The organism is Arthrobacter sp. MYb227 (genome assembly GCF_002975435.1).
Lineage (GTDB): Bacteria > Actinomycetota > Actinomycetes > Actinomycetales > Micrococcaceae > Paeniglutamicibacter.
This window is the reverse complement of the sequence record NZ_PCPT01000002.1, coordinates 586,809-600,254: the sequence shown is the minus strand read 5'-3', so window position 1 is coordinate 600,254 and position 13,446 is coordinate 586,809. Positions and strand designations below refer to the sequence as shown.

At 55.5% G+C, this 13,446-nt stretch carries 12 protein-coding genes, 1 pseudogene and 1 riboswitch; of the genes and pseudogenes, 9 read left to right on the top strand and 4 right to left on the bottom strand.

Annotated features, from left to right (window positions below):
* Positions 1 to 77: 77 nt before the first annotated feature.
* The 5 genes from CQ018_RS06640 (at position 78) to CQ018_RS06620 (ending at position 4,976) form a co-directional block, all read left to right on the top strand.
* Complete coding sequence (locus tag CQ018_RS06640) at positions 78 to 926, top strand: fumarylacetoacetate hydrolase family protein (RefSeq protein ID WP_105549187.1); 849 nt, start codon at positions 78 to 80, stop codon at positions 924 to 926.
* 248 nt (positions 927 to 1,174) lie between these two features.
* A complete protein-coding gene (gene rraA / locus CQ018_RS06635; protein ID WP_105549186.1) occupies positions 1,175 to 1,642 on the top strand; it encodes a ribonuclease E activity regulator RraA in 468 nt (155 codons plus the stop codon).
* A gap of 226 nt (positions 1,643 to 1,868) precedes the next feature.
* Entirely contained in the window at positions 1,869 to 2,585 is a 717-nt protein-coding gene (locus CQ018_RS06630; RefSeq protein WP_105549185.1) for a DUF998 domain-containing protein, read from the top strand.
* Positions 2,586 to 2,660: 75 nt separating this feature from the next.
* Complete coding sequence (locus CQ018_RS06625; protein ID WP_105549184.1) at positions 2,661 to 3,329, top strand: SDR family oxidoreductase; 669 nt, start codon at positions 2,661 to 2,663, stop codon at positions 3,327 to 3,329.
* 93 nt (positions 3,330 to 3,422) lie between these two features.
* Complete coding sequence (locus tag CQ018_RS06620) at positions 3,423 to 4,976, top strand: long-chain fatty acid--CoA ligase (RefSeq protein ID WP_105549183.1); 1,554 nt, start codon at positions 3,423 to 3,425, stop codon at positions 4,974 to 4,976.
* A gap of 51 nt (positions 4,977 to 5,027) precedes the next feature.
* On the opposite strand, the gene CQ018_RS06615 is transcribed toward CQ018_RS06620, so the two are convergent.
* Entirely contained in the window at positions 5,028 to 5,648 is a 621-nt protein-coding gene (locus CQ018_RS06615) for a class I SAM-dependent methyltransferase (RefSeq protein ID WP_105549182.1), read from the bottom strand.
* A 187-nt stretch (positions 5,649 to 5,835) separates the two neighbouring features.
* Complete coding sequence (locus CQ018_RS06610; protein WP_105549181.1) at positions 5,836 to 6,681, bottom strand: CoA ester lyase; 846 nt, start codon at positions 6,679 to 6,681, stop codon at positions 5,836 to 5,838.
* 262 nt (positions 6,682 to 6,943) lie between these two features.
* On the opposite strand from CQ018_RS06610, the pseudogene CQ018_RS06605 reads away from it, so the two are divergent.
* Positions 6,944 to 8,353: pseudogene (locus CQ018_RS06605) on the top strand (amino acid permease).
* A gap of 86 nt (positions 8,354 to 8,439) precedes the next feature.
* Positions 8,440 to 8,549, top strand: a riboswitch (SAM riboswitch).
* Between the two features lie 12 nt (positions 8,550 to 8,561).
* Complete coding sequence (locus tag CQ018_RS06600) at positions 8,562 to 9,797, top strand: cobalamin-independent methionine synthase II family protein (RefSeq protein WP_105549348.1); 1,236 nt, start codon at positions 8,562 to 8,564, stop codon at positions 9,795 to 9,797.
* Between the two features lie 85 nt (positions 9,798 to 9,882).
* Here CQ018_RS06600 and CQ018_RS06595 read toward each other — a convergent pair whose 3' ends face one another.
* Complete coding sequence (locus CQ018_RS06595; protein ID WP_105549180.1) at positions 9,883 to 10,101, bottom strand: hypothetical protein; 219 nt, start codon at positions 10,099 to 10,101, stop codon at positions 9,883 to 9,885.
* Between the two features lie 638 nt (positions 10,102 to 10,739).
* Positions 10,740 to 11,912, bottom strand: a complete 1,173-nt coding sequence (locus CQ018_RS06585; RefSeq protein ID WP_105549178.1) for an NADP-dependent malic enzyme — start codon at positions 11,910 to 11,912, stop codon at positions 10,740 to 10,742.
* 364 nt (positions 11,913 to 12,276) lie between these two features.
* On the opposite strand from CQ018_RS06585, the gene CQ018_RS06580 reads away from it, so the two are divergent.
* Positions 12,277 to 12,678: a helix-turn-helix domain-containing protein gene (locus CQ018_RS06580; protein WP_105549177.1), complete on the top strand. Its 402-nt coding sequence runs from the start codon at positions 12,277 to 12,279 to the stop codon at positions 12,676 to 12,678.
* Positions 12,679 to 12,773: 95 nt separating this feature from the next.
* The gene (locus CQ018_RS06575; protein ID WP_105549176.1) at positions 12,774 to 13,388 is read left to right on the top strand and encodes a GerMN domain-containing protein; all 615 of its coding nucleotides are present in this window, start codon (positions 12,774 to 12,776) and stop codon (positions 13,386 to 13,388) included.
* The last annotated feature ends 58 nt before the right edge of the window (positions 13,389 to 13,446 follow it).

The following is a 13,446-nucleotide window of genomic DNA, read 5'->3' as shown; positions in this document are numbered from 1 at the left end:
ACCAAGGACAAGATTCCGCTCACTGACTTCACGTCTTTTACACTGCACTTCCCAAGCAGTTGTGGTGAGATGAATTCATGAAACTTGCTACATTGCGCCGCCCCGGCACCCCCGAGATGACTTTCGCCGCCCTCATCGAAGGAGATACAGCCTATGAGCTCTCCGGTTTTGATGATCTTGGCGCGTTTTTGGGGGCACCCGAGGAAGCCCGCATGGATTCGTTGGATTCGGCCCTAGATTTTGGTGAGCAGATTCCCTTGGTCAGTGCGGAATATGCCCCGCTAATCCTGAATCCTGCAAAGGTCTACTGCATTGGGCTTAACTACAGGAACCACATTGCCGAGGTTGGCAAGCAGGAACCCGAGTTCCCGACGGTCTTTACTAAATTTGCTTCATCATTGACCGGCGCCAACGACGAAATTGAAATCCCTGCGGAGGATCACCGCATCGATTGGGAAGGCGAACTGGCAATCATCATCGGAAAACCGGGGCGTCGTATTTCGGAATCGGATGCCGGAAACCACATTGCTGGATTCGCTGTATCAAACGACGTTTCAATGCGTGGCTACCAGGGCCGCACCAGCGAATGGACGCAGGGCAAGTGCTGGGATGCCGCATCTCCGTTGGGACCATGGTTGGTCACCGCCGATGACTTCACCCCCGGTGCCAAGATTACAACACGGGTCAACGGTGAAATCGTTCAAGAGGATTCCACAGCTGACCTAGTATTTTCACCAGCCGCGTTGGTTGCTTACCTTTCGGTATTCAATGAACTACGCCCCGGGGATGTCATCCTCACCGGTACCCCTGCAGGTGTAGCACTGGGCCGGAGAAATGCGGAAGGCCGCCACCCCTGGTTGAAGCCCGGTGATGTGCTGGAAACCGAGATCGAATCACTTGGTACCAGCCGCAACCTCTTCAAGTAGTTCACACAGCACTTACTGCGTTACTGCTACCAAGCGCCCGCGAACATCTCCACCTTCCAGACGGTCAAGACCCGATGCGATGTGATCGAATTCGATCTCTTCGGTGGAGATCTTCAGCTGGCCGGTGCTCAGCCTCTTTTCACTGACCAGCAGATCTTTACTGGACTAGGTGTCGCCACGGCTACCCATGAGCGAGCACACCGCGTAACACCATGCATTCGACTAGCCGAAAACCGTAGTCTTTTGCCATGACCTTTACTACATGCGATCTCTTCGATGCAGATGAATCCCTGCAATCAGTTTCCCTACAAATGGCAAATTTCGGTGCCCACCCAAAATTCTCCGGCCCTATCCGTACGGTGCGCTGCTACCGCGACAATGGGCTGGTCAAATCCCTATTGAACTCCCCCGGAGCTGGCTTCGTTCTGGTTGTTGATGGTGCTGCTTCGATGGAATCGGCACTCATGGGTGACATGATCGCCGCCGCCGCAGTAGCCAATGGCTGGGCAGGAGTCGTCATTAACGGTGTCATCCGTGACCGCGTGGCACTTGCACAGACCAATCTCGGTATCAAAGCTCTTGGCTCAAACCCACGCAAGAGCGCCAAGGACTCGGTGGGCGCAGTAGACATCATTGTTAACTTTGGGGGCGTCACGTTCACCCCCGGTGCGACCCTATACAGCGATGAGGATGGAATCCTCGTTCAAGGCTCATAGGTTCGCTCAGCTTCGCGTGCAGATCATTTTCAAAGTGCCCGAATGTATTGATGCTTAGCTTCAATCGGTGCGTACCGTGTCTTCACGCTTGGCGCCAGAGTCGCGCGCCAGGGCACGAAGTCCTTCTTGCCTGCACCCGAAGAGGCAAACTTTTCGTATAAGGCGCTGTCAGCATGCAATTGAAATACTTTGCAACTTCTATGAACACCCAATATAGGCTCGGCTGATGACACGAGTTCAATGGGGTGCCGCGAGCTGGATCCTCTGCTTGCTGACCTTTCCACTGCAGTTCCTCGCCGCGGCCAAGTGGCCACAACCCTATTCCTGGAGCTCGAACCTCATCAGTGATTTGGGGGTGCTTAGCTGCGGAGTTTTCGATGCCGGAACCCAGGTTGAACGGTATATCTGCTCCCCCGCTCATGTCTTAGCCAACGGTGCCACCCTTGCCAACGGCCTACTACTTGCAATAGGTGCGGTACTGCTCTGGAACGCGTGGCCCAACCGCCGATCAGGGCATATCGCCATGATGCTCATCGCCCTGGGCGGCATCCTTGTCGCATTCGTGGGCGCCTTACCTTGGGATCAATACCCGGACGCGCACAACACGGCTGCACTACTGCAGGCAGTGATCCAGTGGGCAGGAATGTTCTGCCTGCTATTTGCTTTGCGAGGCGCCCCTTTGGCGCGCCGAGCCGAGGCGCTAACCCTTACCTGCTTGATTGTTTCAGTCAGTGGTTTTGCCCTGTTCATTCTCGCACTCGGCGCAGGCTCCACTCACCCACTCGGGCTCGGCACCTCCGAGCGGATAGCCTTCGACATCCTTACCTTGTGGGGCGCAGGCATGGGACTCTTACTGCTCAAAACTCCGCTGAAAGTCACAAATATCAGTGGTACGCTCCCCAAGAGCGCTTCCGGCTCGCAACCTATTACCTCGGCGCGCTAAACAGGCTTTACTCACCATTTGACGTTATTGATGGACTAATTCCACAAATCCTCCACACGAAGGCTGGTAACACCCATGAAGGTCACGATCATTGGCGGTCACGGCAAGGTAGCAATACTCACCGCCGAACTTCTTGCCCAGCGCGGCGATTCGGTCACTTCAATTATTCGCAACCCCGCTCAGGTAGCGGCGGTGGAAAGCACCGGTGCCAGCGCCCTGGTCTTGAGCGTTGAGTCGGCCAGCACCGAAGATATGGCGGCCGCATTTGCCGGAAGTGATGCGATTGTGTGGTCGGCCGGTGCCGGTGGTGGCATTCCGGAACGCACCTATGCCGTGGATCGTGATGCTGCAATTCGCTCAATGGACGCAGCCGAAAAAGCTGGGGTCAAGCGCTACGTGATGGTTTCCTTTGCGACGGCGAGTCCGCAATTTCTGGTGCCAGAAGATGATTCCTTCTTCCCGTACATGGATGCCAAAATCGCAGCAGATCAGTACCTGCGCGCCAGCGCTCTTGACTTCACAATTCTTGGCCCCGGCCTACTCACCTTGGATGCACCGACCGGGCTACTGAACCCGAGTTCAGATCCTGCCGCAGGCCCGGAGGCTTCGAAGACCTCACGTGGCAATGTCGCGTTGAGCATCATTGCCACGCTGGATCAGCCGGCAACCATTGGTAAGACAATCAACTACTCCGATGGGCAGCTCCCGGTAGCCGAGGCAATCCTGACGGACGGAGACAAATAATCAAACGCACGCTGGCACCGAGTTTCTTGACATGATCCCAAGTGTCACGAAAGACTGTGTGATCCAGTTCATACCAATCTTGGAGTTGCCGCAGTGAACACTCAGCTTGCCAATGTCACACTTTCCGTTGCCGCAATTCTTGCCGAGTCGGCACGTCGGCACACAGACCGCCCGGCAATCACGTTTGGTGGAGTAACTACCAGCTACGGCGAACTCTGGGAGCAGACCCGTGCCTATGCCGGTGCCCTGCGTGATGCAGGAATTGGCGAGGGCGACCGTGTCGCTGTGTTGATTCCCAATGTCACAGATTTTGCCCGGGTCTATTATGCAATACTTTCTCTTGGCGCCATTGCAGTGCCCATCCATGCACTGCTCAAGCGTCACGAGATCGAATACATGCTCTCGGACGCCGAAGTAAAGCTCATGATCTGCGCAGCTCCGCTTTTGGGTGAGGGAGCACCTGGAGCACAAGCAGCCGGCGCCTCGATCATCACCGTCCTTGCACCCGAGCCCGGCCAATACCCTCGGATTGAAGAACTCGCAGCGGCGGCAACCCCCATTGACACCTATCTGCCACGAAATCCACTGGATATCGCAACAATCCTTTACACCTCCGGCACCACAGGCAAGCCTAAGGGCGCCCTCGGCACCCACCTAGCCCTTGTTGAGCAGGTAAACGTCATCCTGCTCAACACCTTGGATATTCGGGTGGGAGACAGGATCTTTGGTGGACTGCCGCTCTTCCACACCTTTGGGCAGACGGTAGTGCTCAACGCGGGGCTGCGCGCCGGGGCAGAAATTCTCTTGATGCCCAAGTTCTCCGGTGAGGCTGCGCTCTCGCTACTGATCGATGAGGGAGTACAGATTTTCGTGGGTGTACCCACCATGTATGTGGGCCTCTTGGAGGCAGCAAAGACGCGGACCGAGCCAGCACCCAAACTGCGCTACGCGGTCTCCGGCGGTGCCTCACTCCCCCTAGCCGTCTTGGAGGCCTTCAACGCGCGTTTTGGCGCCCTGATTCATGAGGGCTACGGGCTCACCGAAACCTCACCCGTTGCCAGCTTTAACCACGTGGGACAGACCCCACGCCCCGGCACCATTGGGCAACCTATTTGGGGGGTTGAAGTTGAAATTGCCCGTACCGAACTCCACGATTCTATTGAATTGCTACCGCGTGGAGAACTTGGCGAGCTGGTGGTCCGCGGCCACCTGCTCTTCTCCGGTTACCTCAACCGGCCCGAAGCCACAGCAGAGGCAGTAGTCGATGGTTGGTTCCGCACCGGAGATTTAGGAACCAAGGACGAAGATGATTATCTAACAATTGTTGACCGCAAGAAGGACATGATCCTGCGCAATGGTTACAACGTGTACCCGCGCGAGGTCGAAGAAGCCCTGATCACTCACCCGGACATCGTCAACGTTGCCGTCTTTGGAGTTCCGGATGAAAAACACGGTCAGGAAATCGCTGCAGCCGTCACTCTGGTATCCGGAAGCACGCTAACCGGCGAACAGATCAGCGCCTATGGCGAATCACGACTCGCCGCCTACAAATTCCCACGCATAGTTGAGATTCTTTCAGAGTTCCCCTTGGGTCCTTCCGGGAAGATCCTCAAGCGTGAACTCGTAGCCAAGTACGAGGGCAACTAAGTCAACTATCGCTAGTTCACATTGAGTTGGGGGGCTGCGGTGCCTTGCGTATTAGTCGCGCACCGCGGTCCCCAAGCTCAAGGCCCCCTCGATGCGTGATATTCCCGGCTGATAGAACGTCTGAAGCCCGGTGACCCGAAACCCTGCCTCCGTGAGCAGAGAGTCGTGAGAACGGGTCAGGTGGCAGCCGCCGGCGAAGAACTTTTGTGCCGGTTCAATGCGGTGTTGCCACCGCCGGATATTCTCATTCGGAGCCAACCCATGTTCAAGAAAATGTACTGTTCCACCGGGTTTGAGAACCCTACGCAATTCGATTAATGCCGCATGTGGATTCGGGATGCTGCATAGTGTGAAGGCACTCAGTGCACCATCAAAGCTTTCATCCGCCTCGCGCAGCACTTGCCCATCTAGGGAACCGCGCACAATATTAGTTCGGGCTCCCTGACGAAGCGTTGTAGAAAGTTTCCAAGCATAGTCGGAAGGTTCGATCCCCACTACGCGGTTCACCTCTGCTGGATAGTGAACAATATTGGTTCCCGAACCAAAGCCAAGTTCGATTACTTCTCCATAGAGCCCCGCGCAGAGTTTGTCGCGCAGCGGATCAAGCACCGCGTTTCCACAGGATACTGAGATCAACTTTGGCAGAATAAAACGTTCATACAGATTCGACATGGTCGTTGGCTCCTTGAATGCCTCTCACGGTTCAAGTCTCCTCGCCTCACAGCATCGGAACAAGCCACGGGGTGCAGAGAAACCTCAGGGCCGCATCACGCTTGTTTGTTTCCACGGGGTGTTGAAACAAACAAGCAGATACGGCCCTGTTCAGGGAGCGAAGGAGTATGCCTCTGCTAAAAAATATTTAAGCGTTCCACAGACCGTAAGAGTCTGCAAGGTCCGCGATCTTCTGTGCACGGGCAAGACGTGGCAGGTAGGACCCATCGCCAACAGTAGCTCCCGCAGCGTGTGCGTCCAGCATGTCGTGTGCCCAATCCAGCTCATCGGTGCTCGGGGAGAGTCCAATGTTGATCTCATCGACCTGGGTACGGGAGAGCGCCAGCTTTCCAGTCATGCCCATGGATGCTGTGACAGCGGAGTCTGCGAGTACTTCATCGTGTCCGGCACCCGGTGCCGGTGGACCATCGATGGCACCGGGGAGTTTACCCACACGTGAGGCAACAACGAGCTTGCCGCGAGCGTAGGCGAGAGCCAGCGGGTCACCGGAAACGCCGGTGTCCTTACGGAAGTCGTTTACGCCAAAGGCCAGACGGAAGGTGCCCGGGGCCGAGGCAATTGCCGTTGCGTTCTCGATACCGAGGGCCGATTCAACAAGTGCAAGCACCGGGGTGCCTGCCTGCAGGCGCATGGCGCTGTAGGTGACTTGTTCGGGCTTTTCGGTCATGGCAAGCATGATGCCGCGCAAGCCAGGAGTCTTGGAAAGAGCGGCAAGGTCCTTGGCCCAGAAATCGGTGTCGATTCCGTTGACGCGGACCCATGCGGTCATGCCGGTGGAGAGTGCTTCGACTACTGCGTCGCGGGCCTGATCTTTTTTGTCGTCAGGGACCGCTGCCTCCATATCGAAAATTACGGAGTCTGCTTCGGAGGCCAGTGACGGTCCAAAGTCTTCTGGTTTGGAAGCGTTGACGAGCAGCCAGGAGCGCGAAAGTTTGGCTGGAAGGGAAGCTGCGCGACGGTTACGGAATGCCATATCAGATAGCCTACCGAGTTCGGGACCAAACCTTCCACCCGAGCGCAGTATGTCGAACGGGTTGTTATTGACTTTCGAGCACGGGCGTCCCCTCCTTTTACGTAGGAAACCGCCATGGCGGTTCCTTGCGTGCACCAAATCGTAGGGCCGCAGAGTGGACATCTGAGCATGGCCGGTCAGCAGGAAGCTCGACCTTAGGCCCGAAAACAACACGGCGGAAAGCACTTCTCCGCGCCTACAACGCGGGCTTACGAACCGCCGCATTCAGCCCATTGCCATGAGCTGTGCCATCGGTACCGGATTATTCATGGGGAGCGGAAAAACCATTTCGGCGGCCGGTCCTTCTGTGATATTTGTCTATATGATCATTGGGTTCATGCTGTATTTCGTGATGCGCGCTATGGGCGAATTATTGCTCAGCAATCTCGCATAGAAAAACTTTTCTGACTTCGCTGGAGATCTTCTAGGTCCTTGGGCCGCGTTCTTTACGGGCTGGAGGTATTGGTTCGGCTGGGTGGTCACCGGGGTTGCGGATATTGTTGCAATCGCCCACCACGTTGCTTTCTGGTGGGGAGATCTTGCGTTGTGGATTCCGGCGCTTGCCTCAATCTTGTTGCTTGTCGGGTTGAACTTCCCCTCTGTGAAAGCATTTGGTGAGACCGAACTCTGGTTCTCCTTGATCAAAATCGTGGCAATTGTTGCGCTGATCATTATGGGTTTGGTCATGATCCTTACCGGCTTTGAACACACTGGAACGCAGGCCGCGTTCTCTAATTTGTGGGATAACGGCGGATGGTTCCCCACCGGGGCTGCAGGTTTTATTGCCGGTTTCCAGATTGCGGTTTTCGCATTTGTTGGCATTGAGTTGGGGGAACCACCGCGGCCGAGACGGCCGATCCAACTAAGTCGCTGCCCAAAGCCATTAATTCGATTCCGATCCGTGTATTGCTCTTCTATGTAGGTTCGTTGGTCATCTTGATGGCCGTACAGCCGTGGGATCGGTTCGATGCCGAGAATTCTCCCTATGTTGGGGATGTTCGCCCTTGCCGGATTGGCCGGGGCTGCTGGCATGGTGGACTTTGTCGTTTCGACCTCCGCCGTTTCAAGTGCAAACTCGAGTATTTATTCAACTTCCCGGATGGTCTACGGACTAGCCCAGGAGGGAAACGCACCCATGACTTTTGGCAAGCTTTCGCGTAGCAAAGTTCCGGCAAATGCTTTGCTCTTCTCCTGCATGTTCTTACTTGCAGCAGTGGTGCTGCACTATGCAGGTGGATCTGTCTCCGAGGCATTCACCATGGTCACCACGATCTCGGCACTGTGTTTCATGTTTGTGTGGTCAATCATCCTGATCAGCTACATTTTCTTTCGCCGACGTCGCCCACAGCTGCACCAGGAAAGTAAGTTTAAAGTTCCCGGCGGTGCGTTCATGCCATGGGGTGGTGCTTGGATTCTATGGGTTGAACTTGTAGGCCCTGAGCTTGTAAAACGATACGCGGCTGGCCCTGATGCTCACCCCCCCATCTGGTTTACCCTCGTGGGCCTCGGATACGTGCTGGTACGTAGTAAACCCGGGCATCAAACTTTGCGCATTACGCACAAACAGAAGGTAGCTGCCGAGAATGCAGCACTGAAAAACCGGGCCGCTGCCAAGGGCACTGCGGGAGTGTAACCGGTACTGGGCGCGGCTCATCGGCTCCGCAATGTAGGAGCCCAAATTAGCGCTACGTTCCAAAACACTGGTACTGATTGGTATGTACCCCATCCCGAGTGGCCGAGAGACCTGGCTCTTTGACGCCGCAGCAACCGATCCCGCCGAAGATTTCCTTCCGAAACGGAAACGGTGCTACCGCCAGGACCGATGGAAAGGTGGCTTTGCCATGTCTTCTGAGAAAACCGACCACATTCTAACTACCCATGCCGGTTCCTTGCCGCGTACCCCGGAGCTTTTGGCGGCTAACGCCGCCAAGGAAAATAACCCCGAGGACGTCGCAGGATTCAGCGAACTGCTCAGCAACGCTGTGGTGGGTGTCGTTCAGGCGCAGCGCGATGCCGGAATCGACATCCCCAATGACGGGGAATACGGTCATACGATGTCCTCTTCGGTTGATTACGGTGCCTGGTGGAACTACTCATTCGCACGTTTGGGCGGTCTCGAGGAAACTACCGTTGATCGCTGGGCCGAAACAGAAGTCAAGCGTTCTTCCCCGGGCAACGTTGTGCTCACCTCGTTCCCGGATCGCCGCGACCGCCAGCGTTTTGCCGAGGCCTACTCCGATCCGACCTCTGGGATTCTTGCACACCGCAAATCCACCACGCAGCCAAAAGTTGTTGCTCCGCTGACTTACACGGGTCACGAACTTGTAGCCTCGGATATTAATAATCTGAAGGCTGCCATGGAACAGACCGGTACCGAGCAGGGTTTCCTTGCAGCACTGTCCCCTGCCTCCTGTGCGCGTCTTGCAAATGATTTTTACACTAATGATGAGGAATACCTTTACGCGGCAGCCGATGCCATGCGCGAGGAGTACAAGGCAATCCTCGATGCTGGCTTGACCCTGCAGATCGATGATCCTTCACTTGCCGAGTCTTGGGATCAAATCAACCCTGAGCCGAGCCTTGAGGATTACCTCAAGTTCATTCAGTTGCGTGTCGAAGCAACCAACTATGCGCTGCGTGATTTACCCGCCGAGAAGATCCGACTGCACGTGTGCTGGGGTTCTTGGCATGGTCCACACACCACAGATATTGGCTTTGCCGACATCTTGGATTCGGTGCTCTCCATCAACGCGAACATGATCTCCTTCGAGGCAGGAAACGTACGCCATGAACACGAATGGCGCATCTGGGAAACTCGTCAGCTTCCCGAGGGTAAGATCTTGATCCCCGGTGTAGTCTCGCACGCGACAAATGTTGTTGAACACCCGGAATTGGTCGCGGACCGCATTGAGCGTTTTGCCAACCTGGTGGGCCGCGAAAATGTCATTGCCTCCACCGACTGCGGCCTAGGCGGTCGAGTGCACCCACAGATTGCCAATGCCAAGCTCGAAGCTCTTGGCGAGGGCGCACGCATTGCTACAAACCGTCTGTTCTCACGTTCGGCAACCCGAGTCTAAAAGCCACCTTTGAAGCCCGGCCGATTTACCTTGTTTAGTTCAGGCAAATCGGCCGGGCTTCAAGGCGTTCAGGCGGGTACGCTTCTCAGGCAATCGCCTGAAGTAGCGTGAACTCGCTGCCGTAGAGACCCCAGAGAATATCGCACAGACGTATATAACGGATTTCAAAGATCAGCTGAACCAACTGCGTATCGATGCGAGTCTTGTCCCCCTCATTCCTGGGTTGATCATGCTCTTTCATGAGCAAGACCAGCTCGTTCAGTATCTCGGGACCGCCGTCTGGAATCTGTCCAAATTCTTCCACGACGAGAACAATTTCCGGAAAAACCCTGGTGCGTCATGCCAACGGAGTAACAGCACTCTTGACGTTGCCCCGGATCCTGATCCCCCGCCATGTTGCAGTAACCAAGGATTTCAACGTGTTCAAGTCCATGGCGAAACTTTGGATAATCTCGCGGATTCGCCAGCGGCTGGAAATACATCATTCCTTCCCGGCGATCTGGGTAACGGGTGTGGCAAAACCATTGAGCAGTCGTGCGTTTCCTTCAAATCCACGCCACGAACCAAGAATTCTGGTTCGCCCTTGGCGGTGAGCCCCATGGTGTATCCAAAACACTTTGCGGGACTGGGATCTTCAACGAGTTGTACACTCCAACCAGGGGTGTAGATGTCCGCATTTATTAGGTACCGCACCTGATTCTCCGTGTAACCATCACACATTAAGCACATCTTCTTCAATCCCCTTTGGTTGTTCACGGCGGGTACCGGGACATCCACGTGTTTGCCGCTTTGGCCTTGCTCGGGGACAGAAAGGTGAAAATTATGGATAACTTTTCGTTGCGCGGTTATATCGTGTCTCACGCCTAGAACCTTTGACGCATGAAAAAGGGAGCGAAGCCGGCTCATATTCCGGTTTCGCTCCCTTTGCCTGCTGCGTGGGTCTTACTCGGTGGCCGCTGCCTGCACTGCAGCAGAAACCGCCGGCATAACCCGTGGATCAAGCGGCGAAGGAACGATGAAGTCACTCGAAAGATCGTCCTCGGCCAGCGCCGCAATGGCACGGGCGGCAGCAATCTTCATCTCCGAGGTAATCCTGCGTGCACCTGCGTCCAGTGCTCCGCGGAAGATGCCGGGGAAGGCCAAGACGTTGTTGATCTGGTTTGGGAAATCCGAACGCCCGGTGGCGACGACTGCAGCATACTTGCTTGCAACATCGGGCATGACCTCAGGATCCGGGTTGGACAGCGCGAAGATGATCGCGTCGTCATTCATCCGTGTCAGGTCTTCTTCGGCGAATTTAGAAGAGGAAACACCAACGACTACGTCGGCGCCATCCAATGCCTCACCAATGCCACCAATGATCGAGTCCGTGTTGGTCACCGCCGCGTATTTGGCCTTGATGGCGTTCAGGTCATCGCGGTCGCGGTGAATGGTTCCCTTTGAATCGACCAGGACGACATCTCCAACACCGGTGGTGATCATGATTTCGGCGATGGCAATCCCTGCGGCGCCGGCACCGGAAATCACAACACGCAGATCTTCGAGGCGTTTGTTGGCGACCTTTGCGGCGTTGAACAGCGCGGCAAGAACTACAACGGCCGTACCGTGTTGGTCATCGTGCATGACCGGGCAGTCAAGTGCCTCGATGAGTCGGGCTTCGAGTTCAAAGCAACGTGGGGCCGAGATGTCTTCGAGGTTTACAGCACCAAAGCTGGGGCGTAGGCGCACCAACGTTTCGATGATTTCATCGACGTTTGTGGTATTGAGGACCAATGGAATCGAATCGAGTCCGCCAAATTCCTTGAATAGTGCGCTCTTGCCTTCCATCACTGGCAGCGATGCAGCAGCACCGATATCGCCCAGACCGAGAACAGCGGTTCCGTCGGAGACCACAACTACCAAACGCGATGCCCACGTATGTGTTGCAGCGAGTGAAGGATCCGCGGCAATCGCACGGGATACCTGGGCAACGCCAGGGGTATAAGCAATAGAAAGATCTCGCTTGGAAGTCAGCGGCATTTTGCTCTGTACCGAGAGCTTGCCACCAAGGTGAGCATCGAAAATATCGGCTTCGGTGATTGAAGCTGCGGCGTTAATAGAGGTATCGATAGACATGAAACGTCTCCTTGAAAGTTCTGAATAAAGAAGAAGCGAGGAAACGAAAATTAGTCGTTGGGCTTTGAGAGCTGTGTTCGCACGTCGTCGTGCCGAACGCTCAATCTTTGCCTCGCTGTGCGTCTGCCGTCCCAGGTGAGGGACTTCGGCGTCATTGCACTGGTCAGTACTTTCTTTAGACCGTGGGAACCACCCTACTGCATATTTCCGCCTCTTGGCTAGAGTTCGCGTAACAAACTCGTTGCTAGGAGTACAGCTAAACGCTGAAGACGGTAAATCTCGAGGCATGCGCTTCACCCCCCTGACCGGAACACACCTCAGGGCGCAAAATCATCGTCTTGCTTCGACGGATACGATAGTGAACATGGCTACTCCTTCCCTGGCAAAGTCCGCGTCCTTTCCTGCGTTAGATCCCCGGACCGCAACCAAGCTTGCTCATGCCTTGGCCGAATCTGCGGACACAACCGTCTTTGTTAACGGCACTACATTGCAGCTTCCGCCGACCGCTCACGATGCATTGATTGAGGTGTTGCATCGGATGGCGCGCGGCGATGAGGTAAGCATCAGTACCGTTGAAGAACTGCTCAATACCTCACAGGCAGCACAGATGGCAGGAATTTCCCCGAGCTACCTGCGTAAGCTCACCGATGGTGGAATCATTCCCGTCGAGTATCGAGGTACCCACCGCCGGATTCGCCCGGCAGCCATTGAAGCATGGCTAGCAACCCGCGAACAGCCAGCCGCCACCGGCACCGGCACTCAGTAGCCAAACCGCAACCAAACCGAGCTTCTCTGCACCGGCGTTTCCTTCTTAGAGTTGAAGCAACGACTCAATTCGTTTGCTTCACATGGGAGGACACAATGTTACAGAACCCAGAAACCCGCAGGTCCCTTGCCTTAGTGGTGGCACTCGCCGCCGGAATTTCCTTGAGCGCTTGTTCGTCTCCGGAGCCCGCACCAACGCCCGGCATCTCAAGTACAGCCCCGAGTAGCTCCTCGGCTCCGGAGCCAAGTGCCTCACCGACGAATACTCAAAGCAGCGCTCCAACGTCAAACGTTACTCAGCAAACCACCGCAGCGCTCACGATTTTCTATGTAGCAGTTGATGATCAGGGCAAGTCCGGTCCAAAAATTGGGTGTGGGGATTCGTTGGTGGCCACCGAGTCGGCGCCCGAAACCTTTACCAATCAGGTTGAGGCCTCACTCAAGATGTTACTCAACGACAAGAGTTCCGAACATGGTCAATCCGGGCTCGTCAATGCCCTAGCCGCCTCCGATTTACGCTTCATTGATTCAACAATCAGTGGCGATGAGGTTGCCGTCGATCTCTCCGGTTCGGTTTCCTCGGGCGGCACGTGCGATGATCCACGGATTATTGAGCAGTTGAAATATACGGCAAAGGTCGCCGCGGGCGTTGGGTCGGCGCGGATCTTGGTTGATGGGATCGATATCGAAAAAATACTCAGCCAAAAATAATCAAAACTGTTGACCTATAGACAACAAAAGTTGATAAGGTTCGGGTGTGGAGTCACAG